The organism is Brevundimonas pondensis (assembly GCF_017487345.1).
Lineage (GTDB): Bacteria > Pseudomonadota > Alphaproteobacteria > Caulobacterales > Caulobacteraceae > Brevundimonas > Brevundimonas pondensis.
Genome location: NZ_CP062006.1, coordinates 3,265,236 through 3,291,242, shown reverse-complemented (window position 1 = coordinate 3,291,242; position 26,007 = coordinate 3,265,236). Strand labels below are relative to the sequence as shown.

Here is a 26,007-nt window from a genome sequence, read left to right as displayed (position 1 = left end):
CTCGCGGGTTTGTCGAGTGGCCCCGGGCTTTGGTAGGAGGCGCTCAAGATAGTTGATCCGCCTTCGCGCCCGCGCGCCGAACCCGAGTTCCGCCTGCGCGGCCCCCACCGAGAGAGCGACCCTTCATGACCATTCCCTTCATCGACCTTCAGGCTCAGCGCCTTCGCCTCGGCGGCAAGATCGAGGCCGCCGTTCAGGAGGCCGTCGTCGGCGGCGCCTGGGTCATGGGCCCGCAGGTGCGCCAGTTCGAGGCTGATCTGGCCGCCTTTGGTCAGGCGAAGCACGCCCTGGGCTGCGCCAACGGCACTGACGCCCTGGCCCTGCCGTTGATGGCCTGGGGTATCGGGCGCGGCGACGCCGTCTTCGTGCCTAGCTTCACCTTCGCCGCCACCGCCGAGGTCGTGCCCTGGTTCGACGCCGAGCCGGTCTTCATCGACGTCGACGAAAAAACCTACAACATGAGCCCGGCCCATCTGGAGGCCGCCATCGAGGCGACGCTGAAGGAAGGCCGTCTGACGCCGCGCGTGGTCATCGCCGTCGACCTGTTCGGCCAGCCCGCCGACTATCCGGCGATCAAGGCGATCTGCGACAAGTACGGTCTGAAGCTGATCTCGGACTCGGCTCAGGGCTTTGGCTGCACCCTGAACGGCGAGCATCCGTTGAAGTGGGCCGACATCACCACCACCAGCTTCTTCCCGGCCAAGCCGCTGGGCTGCTACGGCGACGGCGGGGCGGTGCTGACCAATGACGACGAACTGGCCCAGCTGATCGATTCCATCCGCGTGCACGGCAAGGCGGTGGCGGTCGATCTGAAGGACAAGACCTTCGATCACGACCCCAAATACCTGAACATGCGCATCGGCCTGAACAGCCGTCTGGACACCATCCAGGCCGCCGTCCTGATCGAGAAGCTGAAGGTCTTTGGGCAAGAGATCGAATGGCGCAACGCCGCCGCCGCCCGCTACAACGAGGGTCTGCGCGCCCATGTCGCCGCCGTGCCGGACGTGCCGGCGGGCAATGTCTCCAACTGGGCGCAGTATACCATCGAGCATGAGGACCGCGACGGTCTGGCCGCGCACCTGAAGGCCGAGGGCATCCCCACGGCGGTCTATTATCCGATCCCGCTGCACCTGCAGCCGGCCTACGCCCATTATCCACGCGGACCGCAAGGTCTGCCGGTGACCGAGCGTCTGATGGAGCGCGTCATCAGCCTGCCGATGCATTCGGATCTGGATGCGGCGACGCAGGATCGCATCATCGCCGCCGTCGCCAGCTTCAAGGCCTGATCCTCATGACCCAGCAGACCCCCCTCAAGATCGGCGTCGCCGGCGCCGGCGTCATGGGCCGCAACCACGCCCGCGTCCTGTCGGAACTGCGCGACGTCGAGCTGACGACGGTGTTTGATCCCGACGCCGTGACGGCCGAGGGCGTGGCCGCCGCCTATGGCGCGACCGCTGTGACGACGGCGCAGGAATTTGTCGCCGCCGGTCTGGACGCCGCCGTCATCGCTACGCCGAACCGCTTCCACGCCGAGCTGGGCGTGGCCCTGCTGAACGCGGGCGTCCATGTGCTGGTCGAGAAGCCCATCGCGGCCACGACCGCCGACGCCCAGGCCATGATCGACGCGGCCAAGGCCAACAACCGCGTGCTGATGGTCGGCCATGTCGAGCGCTTCAACCCGGCGGTGGACACGGTCAAGCGCGCCATCGACGGCGACGAGATCATCTCCATCCAGATCACCCGCGTCGGTCCCTTCCCGCCGCGCATGGGCGAGGTCGGGGTGGTCATCGACCTGGCGGTGCACGACATCGACATCATCCGTCACCTGACGGGGTCCGAGGTCGTCGAGGTCCAGTCGTTGCTGGGCCACACCCACGCCTCGCGCGAGGATTCGGCCCTGCTGCAGTTCCGCATGGCCAATGACGTGATCGCCCATATCACCACCAACTGGGTCACGCCCTACAAGACCCGCACCCTGCAGGTGGCGACCAAGAACCGCTTCATCGTCGCCGACCTGATCACCCGCCAGGTGACCGAGTATTTCGGCCAGCAGCCGGACGGTTCCTATTCGACGCGGATGCTGAACTCCTGGCCGGCCGAGCCGCTCAAGAAGGAACACGAGGCCTTCGTCCACGCCATCCGCACCGGCGAGACGGCGGCGGTCTCGGGCGAAGACGGCCTGCGCAATCTGGAAGTCGCCCTGCGCTGCCTGGGCGAGCCCTAGGCCTTAGGCGCGGCGCCCGGACGGAACCTCAGGCGGCAATGCAGGCGGCCGTCGGCGTAGTCCATGGCCGCCGATCCGGCGAGCGTCGTGCGGATGCTGGTGTCGATCAGACGCGAGCCGAAGCCTGAGCGCGTGGGCGGGGCGACGGCCGGGCCGCCGTGCTCGATCCAGTCCAGGGTGATCAGACCGTCGGCGTCAGCCTCGCGCCAGGCGACATCGATCCAGCCGGGCGCCCCTTCAGGACAGCTGAGGGCGCCGTATTTGGCGGCGTTTGTCACCAGTTCGTGCAGGATCAGGCCCATGGACAGGGCCTGTTCGGCCTCCAGCGTCACCTCCGGGCCCTGCATCCGCAGCCGGTCCTCGGCGTAGGGACGGAACTCCAGCAGGATCAGATCGCGCAGGCGGGCGCGTTCCCAGCCATTGGCGGTCAGCAGGTTGTGGGTGTCGGACAGGGCGATCAGCCGCGCCTCGAACAGGCGCATGAAGTCCTCGACGCTGGTCGACCGCCGCGCGGTCAAGGCGGCGATGGACTGAATGGTGGCCAGGGTGTTCTTGACCCGGTGGTTCAGCTCATTGATCAGCAGGCGCTGGCGGTGCTCGCTGGTGGCCAGTGCGGCGAAGGCCTGATGCCGGTCGGTCACGTCGATGACGACCCCGGCCAGCTTGATCGCCCGGCCCGAACGTGAGCGGATCAACCGGCCGCGCAACTGCAGCCAGTGGCCGCTGTCCCGGATCTGATACTCGGCATTGTATTCGCCGTCGCCCTTGAGCGCGCGTGTCAGGGTCGCGGCGCGACGAGGCAGATCTTCGGGTTTCAGCTTGCGGGTGAAGTCGTCCACGGTGAAGGGCGCGCCGCGCGCCACGCCCAGGTATTTGCGCGCGCGTCCAGAGAGCCAGAGGGTCTGTCCCGGAAGGCTCAGTTCCCAATAGCCGACCCCGCCCGCATCTATGATCGAGATCAGCTTGTCGCGTTGTCCGATCATGGAGGCCGCCAGGGCCAGAAAGAGGATGACGAGGGTCACGGCGGTGACGCCGACGGCCAGCATCAGGGGCGAGGCGCCGGGGGGTTGCACCTGCGCCGCCGTCTGGATTGCGGTCACCGTCAGGGCCGCCATGGCGACGTGATGCATGCCGACGACCGCCAATCCCAGGATCAGCGCCGCCGTCAGCCGCCACAGACGCGAACGATCCTGTTCGACGGCGAACAGGGCGGCGATCGAGGCGAACAGGGCGATGGCCGCCGACAGGGCGACCGCGCCGGGGGCATAGGCCAGGGTCGCCGAGGTTCTCAGCGCGGCCATGCCGACAAAGTGCATGGCGCAGATGCTGGCGCCCATGATCGCTCCGGCCAGGACCAGGCCGAGACGACCCTTTCGACTGGCGGCGATCAGGAAGGCGAGGCTGGAGCCGACGACCGCCAGCAGGAAGGAAACGACGGTCAGCGTCGGATCATAGCGAACCGCCGCACCGGATTCGGCGCCGAGCATGGCGATGAAATGCATCGACCATATACCCCCGCCCATGACGGTCGCCGCGGTCGCCAGCCAGACCAGGCGAGCGGCGCCCTGACGGCTGCGCACCTGCCGGAAGAGGTCCAGCGCCGTCCAGGCGGCGAAGACGGCGACCAGGAAGGACAGGCCGTCGAAGACGGAAACGCCGTGTGGGTGCACTGTCCAGCCTCCCTCGATCTGACCGTGCGCGGAGTTTTGTGGTTACTGGAGCGCCGTTATCCGGCTCTTGTCCAGCGCCAGAAACGGTCAGTCGTCAGACGTTCACCATCTGCATTGACAACCATTCGGCGATCAGGGCCGGCTTGTCGGCGCCCTCGATCTCGACGGTCAGTTCGTGCTTCAGCAGCCAGCGGCCGCCTCCCTTGTCCTCGGCGGACAGCAGCGTGAAGCGGCCGCGGATGTTCGACCCCGCCGGGACCGGGGCGAGGAAACGCAGTTTGTCGAAGCCGTAGTTGACCCCCATGACCACGCCGTCTAGCGGGGCGACGGCGTCATAGCTCATGGCCGAGGCCAGGCTGAGGGTCAGGAAGCCGTGCGCAATGGTCCCGCCGAAGGGCGTGCTCTTGGCCCGTTCGGGGTCGACGTGGATGAACTGCTCGTCCTCGGTGATCCGGGCGAAGGCGTCGATGCGGGCCTGATCGATGGTGATCCAACGACTGAGGCCGACCTCCTGGCCGACCAGGGATGGCAGATCGCTCGGCTTCGTCATCGGGGGCCCCTCCGTTTGATGCAGCCTTCACTGCGTCGCGGGCGGGCGCAAGGGGCGGGGTCAGGCCGCGAAACGCCCCTCGATGATGGCGCTGAACAGGCCCGGATCGACGTTGCCGCCGGACAGGACGAGGCCGGTGGTCAGGCCCTTGGCCGGGGCCTTGCCCGACAGCAGGGCCGCCAGGGACACGGCGCCGCCCGGTTCGATCACCAGCTTCAGCCAGCGGAAGGCGAAGCGCATGGCTTCGGCGACCTCGGCGTCGGTGACGGTCGCGGCGCCGGCGAGGCGTCGGTTGATGGGCCAGGTCAGCTCGCCGGGCAGGGGGGCCATCAGGGCGTCGCAGATGGAGGGCGCGCCCTGTGGGTGAGGGGTCCGTTCACCCGCTTCCATCGAGCGGCGGGTGTCGTCAAAGGCCTCGGGCTCGACGACGATGACGCGGGTGGAGGGGCTTTGTTCGGCCATGACCAGGTTGATCCCGGCGATCAGGCCCCCGCCCGAGGCGCCGCACAGCAGTTGGTCCATGGGGACGCTGGCCTGTTCCAGCATCTCCAGCCCGACCGTGCCCTGGCCTTCGATGATGAAGGGGTCGTCAAAGGGCGGGACCAGGATGGAGCCGCGCTCGGCCGCGATCTCGGCGCCGATGGCCTCGCGGCTTTCGCTCCAGCGGTCGTAGAAGCGCACCTCGCCGCCGAAGGCGCGCACGCCTTCCACCTTCACCGTCGGGCTGTCCGAGGGCATGACGATCAGGGCGCGGGTGCTGACTGCCTGGGCCGCCGCCGCCACCCCTTGCGCATGATTGCCTGAAGAATAGGCCACGACGCCGCGTTTGCGTTCGTCGTCCGTCAGGCGGCTGATGCGGTTATAGGCCCCGCGAAACTTGAAGGCCCCCGCCACCTGCAGCGTCTCGGCCTTCATCAGCACACGGCCGCCGACGGCTTCGTTCAGGGCCGGATGCTCGATCAGCGGCGTGCGGACGGCGGCGGGGGCGATCTGGCGGGTGGCGTCGAGGACGCCTTCGAAGCTGGGCGTATGCATAGGTTCCCTCTTACGCGCGGACGCAGCCTCTGCATAACTCTCCTGATGCAAGCGAACATGATCCTCGCCATCGACCAGGGCACGACCTCGACGCGGGCCATTGCGTTTGAAGTCACGCCTCAAGTAGGGCGAAGCCCGGTAGGCGACAAAAATGGAGGCGGCGGCGCGTTCAGCGCCGTGGCCGTCAGCCAGATCGAGCTAGCTCAGCACTTCCCGCAGTCCGGCTGGGTCGAGCATGACGCGGCCGAGATCTGGCGCGCGACCCTGCAGACCTGTCGCGAGGTGGTGAGGAAGGCCGGCGGCGTCGGCCGCTTCGCCGCCGTGGGCATCACCAACCAGCGCGAGACCTCGGTCATCTGGGACGCGGCGACCGGCGAGCCGCTGCATCGGGCGGTCGTCTGGCAGGACCGACGCACGGCGGACGTGACCGCGCGGCTGGCGGCGGCGGGGCATGAGCCGGAGGTTCAGGCGGCGACCGGCCTGATCCTTGATCCCTATTTCTCGGCCTCGAAATACGCCTGGCTGCTGGACGCCGTGCCCGGTGCGCGCGAACGGGCGGCGCGGGGCGAGGTCAAGCTGGGCACCATCGACGCCTGGCTGATCTGGAAGCTGACCGGCGGGCAGAGCCACGTCACCGACGCCACCAACGCCAGCCGCACCAGCCTGATGGATCTGAAGACCCTGCAATGGCGCGCGGACCTGTGCGACCTGTTCAGCGTGCCGATGCAGGCCCTGCCCGAGATCCGGGGCTGCGCCGATCATCTGGGCGACTGCGACGCCAGCCTGTTCGGGCGGGCCCTGCCCATCCACGGGGCGGCGGGGGACCAGCAGGCGGCTCTGGTCGGGCATGGGGCGCTGAAGGCCGGGGACGCCAAGATCACCTATGGCACGGGGGCCTTTCTGGTGGCCAATGTCGGGGATCAGCCGGTGGCCTCGACCTCGCGCCTGCTGGGGACGTTGGGGTATGCGGCGGACGGGCAGGTCGCCTATGGGCTGGAAGGCTCCATCTTTTCGGCGGGGTCGGCGATCCAGTGGCTGCGCGACGGGTTGAAGGTGATTTCGGACTCGCGCCAGTCCGAGGCCATGGCCCAGACGCTGAAGGACAATGGCGGCGTCTATCTGGTGCCCGGCTTCACCGGACTGGGCGCGCCCTGGTGGAAGCCCGAGGCGCGCGGCACGGTCATTGGCCTGACCCGCGACAGCGGTCCGGCCCACTTCGTGCGCGCGGCGCTGGAGAGCCTGGCCTATCAGACCCGCGACCTGCTGGACGCCCTGGCGAAAGATGGCGCGCCGGCGCTGACGCGGCTCAAGGTGGACGGCGGCGTCACGGCCAACGCCTTCGCCATGCAGTTCGTCGCCGACATCTGCGAGGTCGAGGTCGAACGACCGGCCTTTCAGGAGATGACGGCCATGGGGGCGGCGCGACTGGCGGCCTTCGGCGTCGGCCTGACTGAGGCCTTGTGGACTGCGCCCGCCGAGGCCCCCGCTGTCTGGCGTCCGCGCATGGGCGAGGCGGAACGGGCGCGATTGCTGAAGGGCTGGCGCGGGGCGGTGAAGGCCGCCATCATCGCCGCCGAATGATCGCACGCACGCCAAAGAGCGTCGGCGGGGGAGACGAGACATGACCGACCATCTGGACGCCCAGTCTGCCTTTTCCGGCACGCGCGAGGTGGACGAACGCTATCGGCTGGACGAGGTCGCGCTGGACGCCTGGCTGAGCGCCAATGTCGCGGGCTACGCCGGGCCGCTGACGATCCGCCAGTTCAAGGGCGGCCAGTCGAACCCGACCTATCAACTGACCACGCCGGGACGGGCCTATGTCCTGCGTCGCAAGCCGCCGGGCGTCCTGCTGGCAAGCGCCCACGCCGTGGACCGCGAGTTCACCGTCATCTCGGCCCTGCACGCGCAAGGCTTCCCCGTGGCGCGCCCCTACGCTCTGTGTACGGATGAAAACGTCATTGGCTCGATCTTCTATGTGATGGACAAGGTCGAGGGGCGGGTCTTCTGGGACCTGAAACTGCCGGGGCTGCAACCCGCCGAACGCCGCGCCATCTATGAGGCGCAGACGGACACCCTGGCGGCCCTGCACGCCTTTGACCCCGCCGCTATCGGCCTGTCGGACTATGGCAAGCCGGGGAATTATTTCGCCCGTCAGGTCGGACGTTGGACCAAGCAGTATCGGGCCTCGGAGATCGAGCCGATTGCGGCCATGGACCGGCTGATCGCCTTCCTGCCCGACAGCTTGCCGCCGGAGGGGCCGACGCGGATCGTCCATGGCGATTTCCGCCTCGACAATCTCATCCTCGACCCGAGCGAGGCCAAGGTGAGGGCGGTGCTGGACTGGGAGCTGTCGACCCTGGGCGACCCCATGGCCGACTTTTCCTATCTGCTGATCGCCTGGGTCATTCCGGCCAGCTTGAGGAACGGTCTGGCCGGCGCAGACCTGAAGGCCCTGGGCATTCCCTCGGTTGAGGAGACGGTCGCGCGCTACGCGGAAAAGACCGGGACGGCGGCGCCGCAGAACCTGGACTGGCTGTTCGCCTACAATCTGTTCCGGCTGGCGGCCATCTGTCAGGGCATCGCCGGGCGGGTGCGCGACGGCACCGCCGCCAGCGCCCACGCCAGGACCATGGCGGCCCAGGTCGGACCCCTGTCGGAGGCGGCCTGGAGCTTCGCCCGGAAGGCCGGGGCGTGAAGCTTTGCGATAATTAAAACAGTTTTTGTTGCGGTTGGATTTGTGAAACGGCGCCGGAAGCCCTACCTTCCGGTCTGGAGCATTGATCAAGATGTCTGACAGCCAAAGATTCCCCGTCGCCGCCCACGCCCTGGCCTATCTGGCCCACAAGGGCGCCTATTCGGCCGCCGACGCTGCGCCCAGCGCCGTTCTGGCCGCCTCGGTGCCGACCAATCCGGTGGTCATCCGCCGGGTGACGGCCCTGTTGGCCAAGGCCGGGCTGATCGCCACGCGCCCCGGCGCCTCGGGCGGGTCCTGGCTGCTGCGCCAGCCCGAGACCATTCGTCTGGACGAGGTGTTGAAGGCGGTGAACGGCTGCGCCCACCTGGGCTCGACCCCCGCCGGCGCCAAGGGCTGCCCGGTGGGCGAGCACATCCCCCGTCAGGTGGCCAAGGCCCTGACCGCCGCCGATCAGGCCGCGGGCGCCGCCCTGGCCAAGATCACCATCGCCGACCTGCTGGAGGCGGACCCCGCCTCGCTGCGCGACTTCGCGCCGCATTCGTCCTGCCCCGTCGCCGCCTGACGCGCGTCGCTTGGGGGGGCATCGCCGAGCCATTCTGATCACGGGGGCCAGCGCCGGCATCGGCGCGGCCTTGGCGCGCGAATGCGCGGGGCGGGGATACGACCTGATACTGACCGCGCGGCGCGAAGGACCGTTGCAGGCCCTCGCTCAAGAGTTGGCGAGGCAGCATGGCGTGACCGCCGACATCGTCGTCGCCGATCTGGCCGAGCCGGGCGCACCTGTGGCCTTGGTCGAGGCCATCGCGGTGCGGGGCCTGCGCGCCGACGGCCTGATCAACAACGCGGGCTTCAGCCGCACCACGGGCTTTCTGGCCACCGATCCAGCCGACCATGCGTCGATGATCCGCGTCATGCTGACGGCGCCGGTCGAGCTGTCGCGCCTGCTGCTGCCGGGCATGATCGAACGCGGCTGGGGCCGGGTGCTGAACGTGGCCTCGCTGGCCGGGCAGATGCCGGCGACCGGCGGCGACACGCTTTACGGGCCGATCAAGAGCTTCCTGATCAAGGCGTCGCAAGGCCTGTGGCTGGAGACGCAAGGGACCGGCGTGCACGTTACGGCGCTATGCCCCGGCTACACCTATACCGAGTTCCACGACGTCAACGGTTCGCGCGAGCAGGTGTCGAGCGCCTATCCGAAATGGATGTGGATGGACGCCGACCGCGTGGCCCGCATCGGCTGGGAGGCGGTCGAGGCCAATCGGCCGCGCGTGACGCCGGGGGTCGCCAATAATGTGCTGGCGGCCTTGGGCGGGCTGCTGCCCGACGCCCTGGCGCTGAAGATGGTCGGCGGCCACGCCAAACGGCTGGATAGACTGTAGCGACTGATCTCATCTCTACCCTCTCCCGGCGGGAGAGGGCTTGAGCCTCCAGGAGCGCAGCGATTGGTCAGGCGAAAGGGTGAGGGGCTGTGGTTTCAGTCGGCGTGAGCCGTGGCGCGGCGGCTTACGCCGACGGATGCCGGCGACCCTCATCCGGCCCTTCGGGCCACCTTCTCCCATCGGGAGAAGGACTAGAGTCCCCTTAGTGACCGCCCGCAGGGTAGGGGGCGGTGACGCCCAGACTGAACATCCCCGGGATGGCCTCGCCCAGGCCGGCGATGATGAACTGGATGGCCAGGGCGCACAGGATCAGGCCCAGGACGCGGACCACGATGGCCATGCCGACGTCGCCGAGGATGCGGCTGATCGGGCCGGTGGCGGCGAAGCACAGGAAGGTGACGAGACAGGCCGCGACCATGGCGGTGAGCGAGGCGGCCGTGCCCGCCGCGCCCAGCTTCTGGGCCTCGCCGGCGTTGATGATGATGGCCGAGATGGCGCCCGGGCCGATCATCAGGGGAATGGCGAAGGGCACGATCAGGCGCTTGAAGCGGCGCTTGGCGTAGCCGCGCACGTCCTTGGCGTCGGTCACGGCGTCGGCGTCGGCGAAGATCTTGAGGAAGTCCTCGCGCGCCATGTCCAGGCCGAGCAGCAGCAGCAGGATGCCGCCGGCGATGCGGAAGGCGGCCAGGGAGATGCCGAAGAACTGCAGCAGGCCCAGGCCGGTGAAGAAGAAGAAGGCCAGGAAGGCGACCGCGAAGGCGCAGATCATGGCCGAGACGCTGATGCGCTGACGCAGGGAGGCCCCGGCGGTGGCGGCGGCGAAGATCGGCACATTGCCGATGGGGTCCAGCAGCGCGAACAGCGCCACGAACAGGTTGACCCCCAGATCGACCGCGTTCATTGCTTGCCCCCGCCTTAAATCCCGCCGCGCGACCCGCGACCCCTTGTCTCACCTATCGGGGCATCCGCGCGCGCCTGCAACCCGCCGAGAGCCGGAAATGTCCGAAGACCGCCCCAATCGCCCCTTCGACCCGCGCGTCATCTGCGCCCTGGACGTGCCGACGACCGATGAGGCGCGGGCCCTGGTCGAGCGGATCGGCGACGCAGTCGGCTTCTACAAGGTCGGGCTGCAGCTGTTTGCCTCGGACGGCATGGGTCTGGCGCGAGAGCTGAAGGCGTCGGGCGCTCAGGTGTTTCTGGACTGGAAGCTGCACGACATCGGGGCGACGGTGGAGAAGGCGACGGCGGTGCTGGCCCATGTCGGCTGCGACCTGCTGACCGTCCACGCCCGGCCTCAGGTCATGGCGGCGGCGGCGCGGGGGGCGGCGGGCTCGGACCTCAAGATTCTGGGCGTCACGGTCCTGACCAGCCTGACCGAGGAGGACCTGAAGGCGGACGACCACAGCCTGTCGGCGGCGGATCTGGTCGAACTGCGCGTGCGTCAGGCGCTGGAGGCGGGCGTCCACGGCGTGGTCTCCAGCCCGCATGAGGCGGGGCGGGTGCGCGAGATCGCCCTGGCGGCGGGCCGCGACGACTTCCTGATCGTGACGCCGGGCGTGCGGCCGACGGGCGCGGCCCTGGACGATCAGGCGCGGGCGGCGACCCCGGCCAGCGCCCTGGAAGCCGGCGCGACCCATCTGGTGGTCGGACGCCCGATCACCGCCAGCGCCGATCCGCGCGCGGCGGCGCAAGCGATCACGGCGGAGATCGCGCTCGTTTAAAGGCTGATCACGGCAGGGGTGGCGCTGATCGGATCACGCGCAAGCCCTTGATCCACGTGAAACAAAAAGGGCGGCCTCCTTGCGGGGGCCGCCCTTTGTCGTATCAGCCCCGTTCGCCGGGCTCCTGCATATAGGGTCGCTCGGTCGGCGACCTGTGGTGCGGCGGAGGAGGCGGGGGCGGCGGCGCCGCGGGAACAGCGTAGTAGCCCTGCTCGAAGTTGACGACCGGGGGCGCGGCCTCGACGCGCGGCGGAGCGACATGGACCTGAGGCTGGGCGACCTCGACCTGGGCCGGGGCGACGCGGACATCGGCGGGGGCCACATAGACGGGCGGCGGCGAGACATGGACGCGGGCCGGTTCGATATAGACCGGGGCCGGCTGCACATAGACCGGCGGCGATTCCACATAGACGGGCGGCTGCGAGACATAGACCGGGGGCTGGCTCACATAGACCGGCTCGGGACGGTAGTGGACCGGCTGGGGCGGCGGGCCGCAGCGCCCGCAGTCCGGGGCATAGCCGCCCTGATAGTAGGATGTCTGATACTGACCCTGGCCGTATCCATAGCCGCGCGCCCACGGATAGCGGCCATAGCCGTCCACCGGATAGCCGAAGGGCATGGAGCGGGTGACGCCGCTGTAGCCGTAGCCGTGGCGGATCGGTTCCTGCTGCGGCGCGATGACCACGGGCGGGCGCTGGCCGGCGCCGCCGTAGCCATAGCCGTATCCATAGGCCTCGACCGGTCCGTAGCCGCCCTGCCAGCCGCTGTCGCTGTACCAGGTCTGGACGCGGCTCTCGACGATGGGGCCGCGCTGGGCGTAGGCCTGATGCGCATAACCCGAAGCGGCGTTGTGGCGGACATGGCGCTGCTGCGCCTCGGCGGTTCCGGCGGCGAGCAGGGCCGCGCCGACAGCGATGTATGCAACAGCCTTCATGGCCACGCTCCTTGTTTCAGCCGCAAAGGTTAATGCGGTTTCGACAGAAGCGTTCAATATTCTCCCTTCGCGCGAACAGGGGCGCGCTGACTTCATCAGAAGTCGATGGCCAGGCCCTTCTTCTCCCAGTCGCCGTAGCGGGTCGGTTCGGGGCCGCGCGGGCCGCCGTGTTCCTGATCCGGAACCTGGACCTCGGCCGCATTGCGACGTTCGGCCGCTTCCAGAAGGGCGCGGCGCGCGGCCTCGCTCAAGGGGCGCTCCGAGGTCGCGTGAGGCACGTCAGCGTTGAACGCAGGCGTTTCCTCGACAGCGTCGGTGATGGGGGAGGTGGGCTGTTCGGTCACAGGGGGTCTGCCTTGAGGGCGGGAGTGCAGGGCCTCAAATAGAGCTTCAGGACTTCTTCGCCACCCCTGACGACGCCCGGACCCTATGAACCATCTCAAGACCTTCGCCCTGCTGGCCGTGATGACCGCCCTGTTCATGGGGCTGGGCTATCTGATCGGCGGCGCGACCGGCATGGCGATCGCCCTGGCGGTGGCGGCGGGGATGAACCTGTTCAGCTACTGGAACGCCGACAAGATCGTGCTGAAGATGTACAGGGCTCAGGTGGTGGACGAGACCCACCCCAACGCCGTGGTCCGGGCCTATGTCGCCGACGTGAAGCAGATGGCGACGGACGCGGGCCTGCCCCTGCCGACCATCACCATCATTCCCAACGACCAGCCCAACGCCTTCGCCACCGGCCGCAATCCGCAGAACGCCGCCGTGGCCGCCACCAGCGGCTTGCTGGACATGCTGACGCGCGAAGAGGTGCGCGGCGTGATGGCGCACGAGCTGGCCCATGTGAAGAACCGCGACACCCTGACCATGACGGTGACGGCCACGGTGGCGGGCGCCATCGCCATGCTGGCCAATTTCGCCCTCTTCTTCGGCGGCGGCGACGACCGCGAGCGGCCGGGAGGCATGATCGGGACCATCGCCCTGATGCTGCTGGCGCCCATGGCGGCGGGTCTGGTGCAGATGGCCATCAGTCGGTCGCGAGAATACGAGGCCGACCGCGTCGGCGCCGAGATCGCCAACGACCCCCACGCCCTGGCCTCGGCCCTGCAGAAGATCGAGGCCTATGCCCGTGGGGCGGTGAACGCGCCCGCCGAGCGCAATCCGGCCACGGCCCATATGTTCATCATCAATCCGCTGAACGGGAAGGGGGCGGACAACCTGTTCTCGACCCACCCGGCCACCGGTAATCGCGTGCGCGCCCTGATGGAGCTGGGGGCGAGCATGGGCATGAGCCGACGCCCGGCGACGGCCCCCGTGGCGCCGGCTCCGACGCCGGGCGCGAGCCGGACCAGCGTGCCGACCACGCCCTCGGCGCCGACCGCCCCGCGTGGCCCCTGGGGCTGATCCAGGGCGGATCGCCTTTGCGTGCGCGGCCTTAAGGGGTTAGAGCGCGCGCCATGACCGACAAGTCCGACCCCGCCGATCTGCCCGCCTTCGACAGTGACCGCCCCGAGTGGGCTCAAGCCCATGGCCCGCTGCGCTCGTTCGGGCGCATCAAGTCGCGGCCGATCAAGGCGCGTCAGGCGGCCCTGTTCGACACCCTGATGCCGCAGATCGCCGTGCCGGACCCGAGCAAGGGCCCGATCGACCCCCTGGCCCTGATGCCGGAAGCGAAAGAAGTCTGGCTGGAGATCGGTTTCGGCGGCGGCGAACACCTGGCCGAACAGGCGACACGCAACCCCGACGCCCTGATGATCGGCTGCGAACCCTTCCTCAATGGCGTGGCCTCGGCCCTGCGCCATGTGGAGGAGGGCGGTCTGAAGAACGTGCGCCTGCACGCCGACGACGCCCGCGCGGTGATGACGGCCCTGCCGGACGCCTCGTTGGACCGGGTGATGATCCTCTTCCCCGACCCCTGGCACAAGGCGCGCCACAACAAGCGCCGTCTGCTGCAGGACGAGACGGCGGTCGAGATCGCGCGCCTGCTGAAACCCGGCGGCCGGGTGCGCTTCGTCACCGACTGGCTGGACTACGCCGAATGGGCGCTGGAGCGGCTGGCGCGCACGCCGAGTCTGACGCGGATCATGGCCGAGGGCCAGGACTGGTTCGCCGTTCCGGCCGACCACGTCGTCACCCGCTATGAGGAAAAGAAGCTGGGCGACACCACGCCGATCTTCCTGGAGTTTCGACGCCAAGGCTGACCTAGCGGCATAAGGGCTTTTACGCAGGGAATTTTACGCAGCACGGGTTTTCCGCTGCGTTTACCGGCGTTCTTCATCCTGACCCTGACAGTCAGGGGATATGACGAATGCGTAGTTTGACGATCGGCGGCAGGGTGAACCTGCTGTCGGTGCTGGCGGTGGCCGGCCTGCTTCTGGTGACGGGCCTCTCTCTGATGAAGCTCGACGGCGTCATGCGCGCCGAGATCGCCGACCGGACCAAGAAGACGGTCGAGGTCGCCCATAGCGTCGTGTCCCACTATCAGGCCCAGGAACAGCTGGGGGTCATGACGCGGCCCCAGGCCCAGGCGGCGGCCCTGTCGACCCTGCGCGCCCTGCGCTACGGCCAGGACGACTACTTCTGGGTGAACGACATGCAGCCGCGCATGGTCATGCACCCCTTCAGCCCGCAGCTGGAAGGTCAGGACCTGAGCACCAAGACCGACGCCGACGGCGTCTTCATGTTCCGTGAAATGACCGAGATCGCCCGCCGCGACGGCGCCGGCTTCCTCAACTACCGCTGGGCCAAGCCGGGTCAGGAAGAGCCAGCGTCCAAGGTCTCCTACGTCAAGGCTTTCAAGCCGTGGGGCTGGGTTATCGGCTCGGGCGTCTATACGGATCAGATCGTCGCCGCCGTGGCGCGCGCCGCCCTGACCCTGGGGGGAATGGCCCTGGCCGTGGCCCTGGCCATGGGCGTGGCCGGCTGGATGCTGGGCCGTTCGGTCGCCGGACCGGTCGTGGCCCTGGCCGATCGCATGAAGCGTCTGGCCGACGGCGACAAGGCGACCGCCATTCCGGGTCTGGCGCGTCACGACGAGATCGGCCGCATGGCCGGAGCCCTGGAAGTGTTCCGCGACGCCGCCATCGCCAACGACCGCCTGGAAGCCGAGGCCGTGGCCCAACGCGCCGCCGCCGAGGAGGAGCGCGTCCTCGTCGAGGCTGAAAAGGCCCGCGTCGCCGAGGAAGACCGTGTCGCCGTCGTCGCCCTGGGGCAGGGCCTTCAGGCCATGGCCAACGGCGACCTGACCCACCGCATGACCGCCCAGGTGGCTGCGCGTTCGGAACAGCTGAAAAGCGACTTCAACACCGCCATCGCCCAGCTGGAGCAGGCCGTGGCCGTGGTGGTCGACAATGTCGCCGCCATCCGTTCGGGTTCCAGCGAGATTTCGCAGGCCTCGGACGACCTGTCGCGCCGCACCGAGCAGCAGGCCGCCAGCCTGGAGGAAACCGCCGCCGCCCTGGACGAGATCACCGCCACGGTGAACCGGACCGCCGACGGCGCCCGTCAGGCCTCTGGCGTGGTCCAGGCCGCGCGCGGCGACGCCGAGAAGAGCGGTCAGGTGGTGCGCGACGCCGTCGAGGCCATGACCGCCATCGAGCAGTCCTCGGCCCAGATCGGCAACATCATCGGCGTCATCGACGAGATCGCCTTCCAGACCAATCTTCTGGCCCTGAACGCCGGGGTCGAGGCCGCCCGCGCGGGCGACGCCGGTCGTGGTTTCGCGGTCGTGGCCTCCGAAGTGCGGGCCCTGGCCCAGCGCTCGGCCGAGGCGGCGAAAGAGATCAAGACCCTGATCTCCGCCTCGGGCCAGCAGGTCGGGGCGGGCGTGACCCTGGTCGGTCAGACCGGCGAGGCCCTGCAACGCATCGTCAGCCGCGTGGCGGAAATCGACGGCCTGGTCTCGGAAATCTCGGCCTCGGCCCAGGAACAGGCCACCGGCCTGCAACAGGTCAACACCGCCGTGAACCAGATGGATCAGGTGACCCAGCAGAATGCGGCCATGGTCGAGCAGTCGACCGCCGCCAGCCACTCGCTGGCCCAGGAGGCCGACGTTCTGGCGTCCTCGGTGTCGCGTTTCCGCACCGGCCACGCCGCGGCGCCTGTCGCCGTGCGCAAGCCGGCGCCGGCCGCGGCTCCCGCTCCGGCCCGCACGCCGGAACCGGTGGCCCAGACCATCGCCGCGCTCAAGACCGTCGGTCGCGGCGGCGCCCGCAAGCCGGCCCTGGCCGTGGTTACGGACGGCTGGGAGGAGTTCTGAATCGGGTCTGACGACGGCGGGGGCTGACACGGCCCCCGCTTTCGCCTATATGACCGCTCACATCGTTAGACCGGCGTCCAACGGCGTCGTTTCAAGCGGCGGCCCGGACGGACCGCCGCTTTTGTATTTGGACCTGACCCTTGCGCGCCAAGACCGCTGAAGACCGCGCCCTGCTGGAGATGATCGACCCCGTGGCCGAGAGCCTGGGGCTGGCCGTCGTGCGCGTGCGCCTGATGGGCGGCACTCTGCGCCGCCGCCTGCAGATCATGGCCGAGCGCGTCGTCGACAACGACATCTCGGTCGAGGAATGCGCCCGCCTGTCGCGCGCCGTGTCGGAAGTGTTCGACGCCGCCGACCCGATCTCGGGCGAATACCTGCTGGAAGTTTCGTCGCCCGGCATCGACCGGCCCCTGACTCGCCTGATCGATTTCAGCCTGTTCGAAGGCCTGGAGGCCCGCCTGGAAACCGACCGCATGGTCGAGGGCCGCAAGCGCTTCAAGGGTGTTCTGGCCGGCGTCGAGGGCGATAATGTCGCCATTGATCTGGACGGCGAGGACGACACCGCCCTGATCCCCTTCGAGTGGGTCGCGGACGCCAAGCTGGTGCTGACCGACGAACTGCTGAAGCGCGGCGCGGCCCTGCGCGCGGCGCGCGGTGAACCCGAAGACGACGGCCTGCCCCAAGATGCGTCTCTGGGCGCAGCCGAAGACGAACAAACCACCCCGACCTCGACCAAGGACAAAGCCTGATGGCCGTCACCGGTATTTCCGCCAACCGCCTGGAACTGCTCTCGATCGCCGACGCCGTCGCGCGCGAGAAGAACATCGACCGGGAGATCGTCATCGAGGCGATCGAGGAAGCGATCCAGAAGGGCGCCAAGTCGCGCTATGGCGCCCATCACGACATCCGCGCCAAGATCGACCACAAGACCGGCGAGTTGAACCTGACGCGTCACGTCACCATCGTCGGTGACGACTGGATGCCGGAAGACGAGCTGGAAGAATTCAACGACAGCGCCATGGTGCGTCTGCGCGACGCCCTGAAGCGCGACCCCGAGGCCGAGGTCGGCAAGGAATATGTCGAGGTTCTGCCGCCGTTCGAGTTTGGCCGCGTCCAGACCCAGATGGCTCGCCAGGTCGTGACCGGCAAGGTCCGCGAGGCCGAGCGCGCCAACCAGTACGAAGAGTTCAAGGATCGCGTCGGCGAGATCGTCAACGGCACGGTCAAGCGCGTCGAATACGGCAACACCATCGTCGACCTGGGCCGCGGCGAAGGCATCATGCGTCGCGACCAGTCGATCCCACGCGAGGTGTTCAACATCGGCGACCGCGTCCGCACCTACATCTATGACGTCCGCCCCGAGGCCAAGGGCCCGCAGGTCATGCTGAGCCGCGCGCACCCCGGCTTCATGGCCAAGCTGTTCGCCCAGGAAGTGCCGGAAGTCTATGACGGCGTGATCGAGATCCGCGCCGCCGCCCGCGACGCCGGTTCGCGCGCCAAGATGGCCGTCCTGTCGAACGACAGCTCGATCGACCCCGTCGGCGCCTGCGTCGGCATGCGCGGCTCGCGCGTTCAGGCGGTCGTCGCCGAACTGCAGGGCGAGAAGATCGACATCATCCAGTGGAACGACGACGAGCCCACCTTCATCGTCAACGCCCTGGCCCCGGCTGAAGTGGCCAAGGTGGTGCTGGACGAAGAAGCCGATCGCGTCGAAGTGGTGGTCCCGGACGAGCAGCTGTCGCTGGCCATCGGCCGTCGCGGTCAGAACGTGCGCCTGGCCTCGCAGCTGACCGGCTGGCAGATCGACATCATCACCGAGTCGCAGGACAGCGAGCGTCGCCAGAAGGAGTTCGCCGAGCGGACCGCCCTGTTCCAGGAGGCCCTGGACGTCGACGAGACCATCGCCCAGCTGCTGGTCACCGAAGGCTTCGCCACGGTCGAAGACCTGGCCTTCGTGGAATCCTACGAAGTCTCGGAAATCGAAGGCTTCGACGAGGAGACCGCCGAAGAACTGCAGACCCGCGCCCGCGAGTTCCTGGACCGCAAGGCCGCCGAACTGGACGCCAAGCGCGTGGCTCTGGGCGTCGAAGACGACGTCCTGAACGTGCCGGGCGTGACCGGCGCCATCGCCGTCGCCCTGGGCGAAGGCGGGGTGAAGACGGTCGAGGACCTGGCCGACCTGGCCACCGACGAGATCCGCGGCGGCTATGAAGTCCGCAACGGCGAGCGCGTGAAGGTTCCGGGCGTGCTGGAAAGCTTCAACCTGTCGCAGGAAGACGCCGAGCTGCTGATCCTGCAGGCCCGCGTGGCCGCTGGCTGGATCGACGCCTCGGAATTGCCGCAGCCCGAACCCGAGCCCGAGTATGAGGAAGAAATCTTCGCCGAAGCCGGTGAAGAGGGCGCCGAATACGAAGGCGAAGCCGTTGAAGCCGATGCGGAGGTCTTCGATGAAGACCTCGAGCCGTCGCAAGACGCCTGATGAAAGCCGCGGCCGTCCATGACTTCGAACGAGGCGCTGATCGATAGAGACCGTCAGGACCTGGTGACCCGCCAGGTTCTCGATGAATCTCGTCTGATCCGCTTCGTTCCGGCCCCGGACGGCTCGGTGGCCCCGGATCTGGCGCGCAAGCTGCCGGGGCGGGGGCTATGGGTCGAGGCCTCGCGGGCCTCGATCGAGACGGCGGTGAAGAAGAACCTGTTCGCCCGCTCGGCCAAGGCGCCGCTGAAGCCGGCGGCGGACCTGGCCGACATGGTCGAGAAACTGCTGGTTCGGCGCTGTCTGGACCAGCTGGGTCTTGCCCGCCGCGAAGGCGTGCTTATCTCTGGCTTCGAAAAGAGCGCCGCCGCCATTCGCGGCGGGAAGGCGGCTTGGGTCATCGAGGCGGCGGACGGGTCCGCCGACGGTCGAGGCAAGCTTCTGGCCCTGGCGAAACATCCGTCTCCGCCGCCCAAAATCTGCGGCGCTTTCACGGCGGACGATTTGAGTTTGGCCCTTGGGCTGGAAAATGCGATACACGCCGTCCTGCTGAAAGGCGGGCGAGCCGATCGTTGGACCCTGGAGGTCGAACGACTGGCGGGATTTCGGCCTCTGCGTCCAGAGAGCTGGCGCCGGGACGGTCCCGGCGACGGCGCCGAGGACGACCGGGGCGAGACCCCGGAACGAGAGCCTGAGGCTTTTGGCGGGCGAGGACCTGTTTCCTGACCAGGAAGCGGGGCCACGCCCGGCTATGGGTGTTTGACGAGACGATGGCGGAATTCTCCGCCCCGAGTAAAGCGACCGGATGAGCGACGAAAACGACAAGACCGAAGACGGTAAGACCCCTGCCAACGCGCCTTCTCAAACGGGGCCGCGCGCTCCGCTGAGCCTGAAGCCGCGCGCGGCGGGATCGGTCTCGACCGGCACCGTGAAGCAGAGCTTCAGCCATGGACGGTCCAAGACCGTGGTCGTCGAGACGAAGCGTCGCGCCGGCGCTGTCCCCGGACATCAACGTCCGCAGGGCTTCGACGTCTCGCGTCCGCGCGCCGAACAGGGCGCAGCCCCGGCGCCGCGCTCGAACGCGCCTCGCGGCGGCCCCGCCGGCGGGGCCCTGTCCGTCGAGGAACAGGAGGCGCGTCGCCGCGCCATCGCCCTGGCGACGCAAGCGCAAGCTGAGCGCGAACGCGCCGCGGTCGCCGAGAAGGCCGCCCGCGAGGCCGCCCAACGCGACCAGGCCGCCGCCGCCGAAAAGGCCGCGGAAGCCGCCCGTGCTGAAGCCGCCGCCGCCAAGGCCGCAGCCGACGCCGCCCGCGCTGAAGCCGCCAAGCTGACGGCCGCCGCGCCGCCGGCCGCTCCGGCCAAGCCCAAGATCGAACTGCCCAAGCCGATCGTGCCGGCGCCGGCGCCGACGCCTGCGCCGACCCCGGCTCCGGCCCCTGTGGCGGCTGCGCCCGCCGCTCCGGCCCGTCCGGCCGCGCCAGCGCGCCCGGCGGTCAACTTCGGCCAGCGCACGCCCAAGATCCCGACCGGCCGCGCGCCGATCGAGCGTCCTGCTTTCGGCGGCCGCTCGGCTCGTGAACAGGCCATGGGCGACGGCGATCGCCCTCAGTCGGACCGCGCTCCGGCCTCGGACCGTCCGCAAGGCGCTCGCCCGCAGGGCGGTCGTCCGGCGACGACTCAGACTGTCCGCTATTCGGCCCTGGCGCCCAAGCCGGCGCCCGGCGCCGCCCGTTCCGGCGCGCCCCGCACCGGTCCTGGCGGTCGCCCGACCCCGAACCAGCCGCCGGCCACGCCGGACGTGGCGCGCCCCAGCCGCACCGCCGGCGCCGGCTTCGGCCGCCCGGTCGGTCGCGACGATGATCGTGACAAGCGTTTTTCGGACGCCGGTCCCGGCAAGGCTGTCAGCCGCACGCGTGGCGAGCCCAAGCGCCGTGAAGGCCGCCTGACCATTCAGTCGGTCGCCGGCGACGGCGACACCGCCGAGCGCATGCGCTCGCTGGCTTCGGTCCGCCGCGCCCGCGAACGCGAGAAGGAAAAGCGCAAGGGCGGCTCGACCGACGCGCCGAACCGGCCGCGCGAAGTCGTCATCCCCGACGTCATCACCGTGCAGGAGCTGTCCAACCGGATGGCTGTCCGCGGCGTCGACATCATCAAGTTCCTGATGCGTCAGGGCATGATGATGAAGATCAACGACGTGATCGATTCCGACACCGCCGAGCTGGTGGCCGAGGAATACGGCATGGCCGTCAAGCGCGTTTCGGAATCGGACGTCGAAGAAGGCTTCATCGCCGAGGCCGACGACGAGGACGCCACCACCCTGCGCGCGCCGGTCGTGGCCATCATGGGCCACGTCGACCACGGCAAGACCTCGCTGCTGGACGCCCTGCGCACGACCGACGTGGCCGGCGGCGAAGCCGGCGGCATCACCCAGCACATCGGCGCCTATCAGGTGCGCCTGGAAGACGGCCAGCGCGTCACCTTCCTGGACACCCCGGGCCACGCCGCCTTCTCGGCCATGCGGGCGCGCGGCGCCAATGTGACCGACATCGTGGTTCTGGTCGTGGCCGCCGACGACGGCGTCATGCCGCAGACGATCGAGGCCATCCAGCACGCCAAGGCGGCCGGTGCTCCCCTGATCGTGGCGGTCAACAAGATCGACAAGCCGGACTCCAACTCGCAGAAGGTCGTCAACGAGCTTCTGCAGCATGAAGTCATCGCCGAAAGCCTGGGCGGCGACACCCAGATCATCGAGGTGTCGGCCAAGAACCGCATCAACCTCGACGGCCTGATCAACGCCATCCTGCTGCAGGCCGAGGTCATGGACCTGCGCGCCAACCCGGATCGCTCGGCCGAAGGCGTGGTCATCGAGGCCAAGCTGGACAAGGGTCGCGGCCCGGTCGCCACCGTCCTGGTCAAGCGCGGCACGCTGAAGCGCGGCGACATCGTCGTGGCCGGCTCCGCCTGGGGCAAGGCGCGCGCCCTGCTGGACGAACGCAACGCCCAACTGACCGAAGCCGGTCCCTCCGTTCCGGTCGAGATTCTCGGCCTGTCGGAAGCGCCCTCGCCGGGCGACGTCTTCGCCGTGGTGGAGAGCGAGGCCCGCGCCCGCGAACTGACCGAGTATCGCGAGCGTGCGCGCCGCGAGAAGAACCAGGTTTCGGGCGGCTCGGTCTCGCTGGTCGACATGATGTCGAAGCTGCAGTCCAAGAAGGTCAACGAACTGCCGGTCGTCATCAAGGCGGACGTGCAGGGCTCGGCCGAAGCCATCGTCGGCTCGCTGGACAAGATGGGCAACGACGAAGTCCGCGCCCGCACCGTCTATTCGGGCGCCGGCGGCATCACCGAGAGCGACGTCAACCTGGCCAAGTCGGCCGGCGCGCCGATCCTCGGCTTCAACGTCCGCGCGTCCAAGCAGGCGCGCGAGCTGGCCGATCGTGAAGGCGTCGAGATCCGCTACTACTCGATCATCTACGACCTGCTGGACGACATGAAGGGCGTGCTCTCGGGCATGCTGGCGCCGCTCCAGCGCGAAACCTTCCTCGGCAACGCCAAGGTGCTGCAGGTCTTCGACATCACCAAGGTCGGCAAGATCGCCGGTTGCCGGGTGTCCGAAGGCGTGGTCCGCAAGGGCGCCCGCGTCCGCATCATCCGCGACGACGTGGTGGTTCTGGAACTGGGCGTGCTCAACACGCTCAAGCGCTTCAAGGACGAGGTCAACGAGGTGCCCTCGGGCCAGGAGTGCGGCATGCAGTTCCAGGGCTTCCAGGACATCAAGGAAGGCGACTACATCGAGTGCTTCACCGTCGAAGAGGTCAAGCGCACCCTGGACTAGGGTTCGCCGGACTGACGAAGGCCTCAGGGGCGCGGTCTCGAAAGGGATCGCGCCCTTTGTCTTTTCCGGTCAAGGCTTCCCGGCGGCGACCGACCTCGTTACGGTTCACCGGTCGCCGGGGGGCGTGTTCCATCGACGGGGTCGCCATGCGCCGCCATATCCTGCTTTCGATCCTTCTGGCCGCTTCCGCCACAGCGAGCGCCGCTGCCGCTGACACCCGCTTTCTGGCCTTCGACGCGCGCGATCGCACGACCCAGGCCCTGACGCGCGGCGTGACCCTGGAGGTCGAGCGCGGCCTGTTCGGCGCTGTGGCGGTTCGGAACCTGTTTTCCAGCACCTCGCGCGGTTCGGCCCGGTTCCAGCGCGGCGGACCTGACGCCGTGCGTCGCGCCCTGCCGGCGGGCGCCAGCGAGAGCGGAGTCTACGCCATCGTTCAGGAAGGCGACGGACGCGGCCTTTCGCGCGCTCTTTGTCCCGGCGCCGACGAGAGCTGGGTGGTGATCGGTCGGGTCCGGGCGGGGCGTCCCATGACCATGCACGCCGTCGGTCGCTGGAGCGACGGCCAGTATCGTCATTGTGTCGAGCTGAACTACGACTATCGCGGCGAGTGGGCGACGCAGCAGGGCGCGGGTCCGGCCAGGGACGTCCCGCTGGCCTACGGGCCGAACTGAAGCCGGAATGCCGGGGCGCTTTCTGATCGCGGCCCTGATCGGTCTGATCGCGGCCCTGTGGACCCTGACCCGGCCGGGTGATCCGGCCCTCTATCCGGCGACGCCGGGCGAGGCGGGGGTGACGGTCTACCTGCTCGACAACGGTTTCCACACTGATCTGGCTGTGCCGCGCGCCGCCCTGATGGACGGGGAAGGAGCATTGGCCGCAGCGACGGCGGGTCTGGCGCCCGGCGACTGGGTCCTGGTCGGCTGGGGCGATGCGACCTTCTATGTGGATCAGAGCCCGATCTCGGGTCGGCTGGTCGACGGGGCGCGGGCCTTCTTCAGGCCCGGGAACGCCTCGGTCGTCATGCTGGACCCCGAGATGAGCGACCCGTCGCGCCGGTTTCGGGTAGAGGATCGTCAGGCGTTGAGGCTGTCGTCGGCGGGCATGGCGGCCCTGCGGGGGCGGGTCGAGGCGTCGCTGAAAATCGATGCGACGGGGCGGCCAGTTCTGGCCGCCGCTCGGGCGGGTGACGACGCGCGCTTCTTTCAGAGCCGCGAGGTCTTCTGGGTCGGTCACCTGTGCAATCACTGGACGGCGGAGCTGCTGTCGGCCGCCGGATTGCCAATCCGCCCCTATCGCAGCCTGACCTCCGGCGAGGTGATGCGGACCGCTGATCGCGCGGCCAAGCTGGACTTCGAGGCCGCGCGCGACTAGACCGCGCCCCTTCGCTTTTTCAGCCGGCGTCCGATCCCCGGCGAGCGATGCAAGGAGGCGCGCCATGAGCCGCAAACAGCATACCCGCAACGCCACCGGGCCGATGGGCCCGTCGCAGCGTCAGTTGCGCGCCGGCGAATTGATCCGTCACGCCCTGGTCGATGTGCTGCGCGAACAGGAGATCCACGACGAGGCCCTGCTGGGGGTGTCGATCACGGTGACCGAGGTGCGGCTGTCGCCCGACCTGAAGCACGCCACCTGCTTCGTGGAGCCCCTGGGCGCCGGGGTGGAGGCGGCTGTGACGGCGGGCCACGAGAGCGAGATCATCAAGGCGCTGAACGCTCACGCCAAATTCCTGCGCGGCCAGCTAGGCCGCCATATCGACATGAAGTTCACCCCCGACCTGCGCTTCCGCCACGATGAGAGCTTCGACACGGCCAGCCATATCGACCGGCTGTTCGATGATCCCCGCGTCCGCGCCGACGTGGAACGCATCGACGACCACGACGAAGACTGAGACCATGGCGCGTCGCAAGAAGGGGGAGATCGTCAACGGCTGGGTCTGCCTGGACAAGCCCTATGAGATGGGGTCGACCGAGGCGGTGACGAAGGTCCGCCGCCTGTTCGACGCCCAGAAGGCCGGTCACGCGGGGACGCTGGACCCGCTGGCCTCGGGCATCCTGCCCATCGCCCTGGGGGAAGCGACCAAGACCGTGCCCTTCATGATGGACGCGGAGAAGGTCTATCGCTTCACCATCCACTGGGGCATCTCGACCGACAGCATCGACCGTGAGGGCGAGATCATCGCCCGTTCGGACGTGCGGCCCACGGTCGAGGCGGTGAAGGCGGCCCTGCCGGCCTTTGTCGGTGAGATCGATCAGGCGCCGCCACAGTTTTCCGCCATCCGCGTCAACGGCGAGCGGGCCTATGATCTGGCGCGCGACGGGGTGCAGTTCGAGCTGGAGACCCGCAAGGTCGTGATCCATGAGGCGGCCGTCACCGACGCCCCGGACGCCGACCACGTGGAAATCACCATGCGCACGGGCAAGGGCGTCTATGTCCGTTCCCTGGCCCGCGACCTGGCCGCCATGCTGGGCGCCGAGGGGCACGTTTCGGCCCTGCGGCGCGAGCGGGTGGGGCCGTTCTCGACCGAGAACGCCGTCACTCTGGATTTTCTCGTCGATCTGGCGCATAAGGGCGCCGCCTTGGAAGGCCTGCTGCCCGTTTCGACCGCTCTGGACGACATCCCGGATCTGGCCGTCACGGAACAGGACGCCTTCTCGCTGAGGCAGGGACGGCCGATCGTTCTGCTCCCCCGTCAGGTTGAGACCTTGAAGAGCCAGCTATCCGCCGGTTCGCGCACGGTGTCGGCCTTCGTGGGAGAAACGCTCGTCGCGCTCTGCACCATGCGGGCCGGACGGCTAGAACCCGACCGTGTTTTCAATCTCCCCTAGCGCTCGTTTTCGGGCGGCGCGACAGGGCTCCAACATGGAGACTCTCGATGTCGATTACGGCTCAACGCAAGGGCGAAGTCATCGCTGACAACGCTCGTTCGGCTGCAGACACCGGCTCGGCCGAGGTCCAGGTCGCGATCCTTTCGGAACGCATCGCCAACCTGACCGAGCACTTCAAGACCCACAAGAAAGACAACCACTCGCGTCGCGGCCTTCTGAAGATGGTCTCGCAGCGTCGTCGTCTGCTTGACCACCTGACCAAGGTCGATCGCGAGCGTTATGTCGCTCTGATCACCAAGCTGGGCCTGCGTCGCTAAGGCGGCCGACCGGCAGCGGATAGATTTCTCGAGGCGCGGGCGGACACGTCCGCGCCTCGTTCCGCACCTATGAGCCCTTATTCGAAGCGGA

General features: G+C 68.7%; 25 protein-coding genes. 19 read left to right on the top strand and 6 right to left on the bottom strand.

What is annotated here, in order from left to right:
* Positions 1-125: 125 nt before the first annotated feature.
* Positions 126-1,286, top strand: a complete 1,161-nt coding sequence (locus tag IFE19_RS16195) for a DegT/DnrJ/EryC1/StrS family aminotransferase (RefSeq protein WP_207824146.1) — start codon at positions 126-128, stop codon at positions 1,284-1,286.
* Positions 1,287-1,291: 5 nt separating this feature from the next.
* Positions 1,292-2,224, top strand: a complete 933-nt coding sequence (locus IFE19_RS16190) for a Gfo/Idh/MocA family protein (RefSeq protein WP_207824144.1) — start codon at positions 1,292-1,294, stop codon at positions 2,222-2,224.
* Here the strand turns inward: IFE19_RS16190 and IFE19_RS16185 are convergent.
* The 3 genes from IFE19_RS16185 to IFE19_RS16175 all read right to left on the bottom strand — a co-directional run bounded on the left by IFE19_RS16185 (position 2,221) and on the right by IFE19_RS16175 (position 5,479).
* A complete protein-coding gene (locus IFE19_RS16185; protein WP_207824142.1) occupies positions 2,221-3,894 on the bottom strand; it encodes an MHYT domain-containing protein in 1,674 nt (557 codons plus the stop codon). The two genes, IFE19_RS16190 and IFE19_RS16185, sit on opposite strands and share 4 nt — an antisense overlap.
* Before the next feature lie 94 nt (positions 3,895-3,988).
* Positions 3,989-4,444, bottom strand: coding sequence for a MaoC family dehydratase (locus IFE19_RS16180; protein ID WP_207824140.1), 456 nt, complete (start codon positions 4,442-4,444; stop codon positions 3,989-3,991).
* Positions 4,445-4,504: 60 nt separating this feature from the next.
* The gene (locus tag IFE19_RS16175; RefSeq protein ID WP_207824138.1) at positions 4,505-5,479 is read right to left on the bottom strand and encodes a threonine ammonia-lyase; all 975 of its coding nucleotides are present in this window, start codon (positions 5,477-5,479) and stop codon (positions 4,505-4,507) included.
* Positions 5,480-5,536: 57 nt separating this feature from the next.
* Between IFE19_RS16175 and glpK the strand changes: the two genes are divergently transcribed.
* The 4 genes from glpK to IFE19_RS16155 all read left to right on the top strand — a co-directional run bounded on the left by glpK (position 5,537) and on the right by IFE19_RS16155 (position 9,553).
* The gene (glpK, locus tag IFE19_RS16170; protein ID WP_207824136.1) at positions 5,537-7,060 is read left to right on the top strand and encodes a glycerol kinase GlpK; all 1,524 of its coding nucleotides are present in this window, start codon (positions 5,537-5,539) and stop codon (positions 7,058-7,060) included.
* A gap of 40 nt (positions 7,061-7,100) precedes the next feature.
* Positions 7,101-8,174 (top strand): phosphotransferase family protein, encoded by a 1,074-nt coding sequence (locus tag IFE19_RS16165; RefSeq protein ID WP_207824134.1) that lies wholly within the window; start codon positions 7,101-7,103, stop codon positions 8,172-8,174.
* Between the two features lie 91 nt (positions 8,175-8,265).
* Positions 8,266-8,736: an Rrf2 family transcriptional regulator gene (locus IFE19_RS16160; protein ID WP_207824132.1), complete on the top strand. Its 471-nt coding sequence runs from the start codon at positions 8,266-8,268 to the stop codon at positions 8,734-8,736.
* Between the two features lie 10 nt (positions 8,737-8,746).
* The gene (locus IFE19_RS16155; RefSeq protein ID WP_207824131.1) at positions 8,747-9,553 is read left to right on the top strand and encodes an SDR family NAD(P)-dependent oxidoreductase; all 807 of its coding nucleotides are present in this window, start codon (positions 8,747-8,749) and stop codon (positions 9,551-9,553) included.
* Between the two features lie 202 nt (positions 9,554-9,755).
* Here IFE19_RS16155 and IFE19_RS16150 read toward each other — a convergent pair whose 3' ends face one another.
* A complete protein-coding gene (locus tag IFE19_RS16150) occupies positions 9,756-10,454 on the bottom strand; it encodes a MarC family protein (protein WP_207824129.1) in 699 nt (232 codons plus the stop codon).
* Between the two features lie 97 nt (positions 10,455-10,551).
* On the opposite strand from IFE19_RS16150, the gene pyrF reads away from it, so the two are divergent.
* Positions 10,552-11,274: an orotidine-5'-phosphate decarboxylase gene (gene pyrF, locus IFE19_RS16145; protein ID WP_207824125.1), complete on the top strand. Its 723-nt coding sequence runs from the start codon at positions 10,552-10,554 to the stop codon at positions 11,272-11,274.
* Between the two features lie 103 nt (positions 11,275-11,377).
* Here pyrF and IFE19_RS16140 read toward each other — a convergent pair whose 3' ends face one another.
* Both IFE19_RS16140 and IFE19_RS17820 read right to left on the bottom strand, forming a co-directional pair.
* Positions 11,378-12,208: a hypothetical protein gene (locus IFE19_RS16140; protein WP_207824123.1), complete on the bottom strand. Its 831-nt coding sequence runs from the start codon at positions 12,206-12,208 to the stop codon at positions 11,378-11,380.
* A 95-nt stretch (positions 12,209-12,303) separates the two neighbouring features.
* Positions 12,304-12,552, bottom strand: coding sequence for a DUF1674 domain-containing protein (locus tag IFE19_RS17820; RefSeq protein WP_225910313.1), 249 nt, complete (start codon positions 12,550-12,552; stop codon positions 12,304-12,306).
* Positions 12,553-12,637: 85 nt separating this feature from the next.
* On the opposite strand from IFE19_RS17820, the gene htpX reads away from it, so the two are divergent.
* The 12 genes from htpX (at position 12,638) to rpsO (ending at position 25,916) form a co-directional block, all read left to right on the top strand.
* Positions 12,638-13,612, top strand: a complete 975-nt coding sequence (htpX, locus tag IFE19_RS16130; protein WP_207824119.1) for a zinc metalloprotease HtpX — start codon at positions 12,638-12,640, stop codon at positions 13,610-13,612.
* 53 nt (positions 13,613-13,665) lie between these two features.
* Positions 13,666-14,409: a tRNA (guanosine(46)-N7)-methyltransferase TrmB gene (gene trmB, locus IFE19_RS16125; protein WP_207824117.1), complete on the top strand. Its 744-nt coding sequence runs from the start codon at positions 13,666-13,668 to the stop codon at positions 14,407-14,409.
* Between the two features lie 107 nt (positions 14,410-14,516).
* A complete protein-coding gene (locus tag IFE19_RS16120) occupies positions 14,517-16,466 on the top strand; it encodes a methyl-accepting chemotaxis protein (protein ID WP_207824115.1) in 1,950 nt (649 codons plus the stop codon).
* 140 nt (positions 16,467-16,606) lie between these two features.
* Positions 16,607-17,215, top strand: a complete 609-nt coding sequence (gene rimP / locus IFE19_RS16115) for a ribosome maturation factor RimP (RefSeq protein ID WP_207824113.1) — start codon at positions 16,607-16,609, stop codon at positions 17,213-17,215.
* The gene (gene nusA / locus IFE19_RS16110) at positions 17,215-18,945 is read left to right on the top strand and encodes a transcription termination factor NusA (RefSeq protein ID WP_207824111.1); all 1,731 of its coding nucleotides are present in this window, start codon (positions 17,215-17,217) and stop codon (positions 18,943-18,945) included. Before rimP ends, nusA begins: the two co-directional genes overlap by 1 nt.
* Positions 18,946-18,963: 18 nt before the next feature.
* Positions 18,964-19,668 carry an RNA-binding protein gene (locus IFE19_RS16105; protein ID WP_207824109.1) on the top strand — a complete coding sequence of 235 codons (705 nt, stop codon included), beginning with the start codon at positions 18,964-18,966 and terminating at the stop codon, positions 19,666-19,668.
* Between the two features lie 79 nt (positions 19,669-19,747).
* Complete coding sequence (infB, locus tag IFE19_RS16100) at positions 19,748-22,774, top strand: translation initiation factor IF-2 (protein ID WP_207824107.1); 3,027 nt, start codon at positions 19,748-19,750, stop codon at positions 22,772-22,774.
* Positions 22,775-22,920: 146 nt separating this feature from the next.
* Positions 22,921-23,445, top strand: a complete 525-nt coding sequence (locus IFE19_RS16095; protein WP_207824105.1) for a hypothetical protein — start codon at positions 22,921-22,923, stop codon at positions 23,443-23,445.
* 7 nt (positions 23,446-23,452) lie between these two features.
* Positions 23,453-24,145 (top strand): DUF2459 domain-containing protein, encoded by a 693-nt coding sequence (locus tag IFE19_RS16090; protein ID WP_207824103.1) that lies wholly within the window; start codon positions 23,453-23,455, stop codon positions 24,143-24,145.
* Between the two features lie 64 nt (positions 24,146-24,209).
* Entirely contained in the window at positions 24,210-24,662 is a 453-nt protein-coding gene (rbfA, locus tag IFE19_RS16085) for a 30S ribosome-binding factor RbfA (protein WP_207824101.1), read from the top strand.
* 4 nt (positions 24,663-24,666) lie between these two features.
* Positions 24,667-25,599: a tRNA pseudouridine(55) synthase TruB gene (gene truB / locus IFE19_RS16080; RefSeq protein ID WP_207824099.1), complete on the top strand. Its 933-nt coding sequence runs from the start codon at positions 24,667-24,669 to the stop codon at positions 25,597-25,599.
* A gap of 47 nt (positions 25,600-25,646) precedes the next feature.
* On the top strand, positions 25,647-25,916 hold the full coding sequence (gene rpsO, locus IFE19_RS16075) for a 30S ribosomal protein S15 (protein ID WP_207824097.1): 270 nt from the start codon (positions 25,647-25,649) through the stop codon (positions 25,914-25,916).
* The last annotated feature ends 91 nt before the right edge of the window (positions 25,917-26,007 follow it).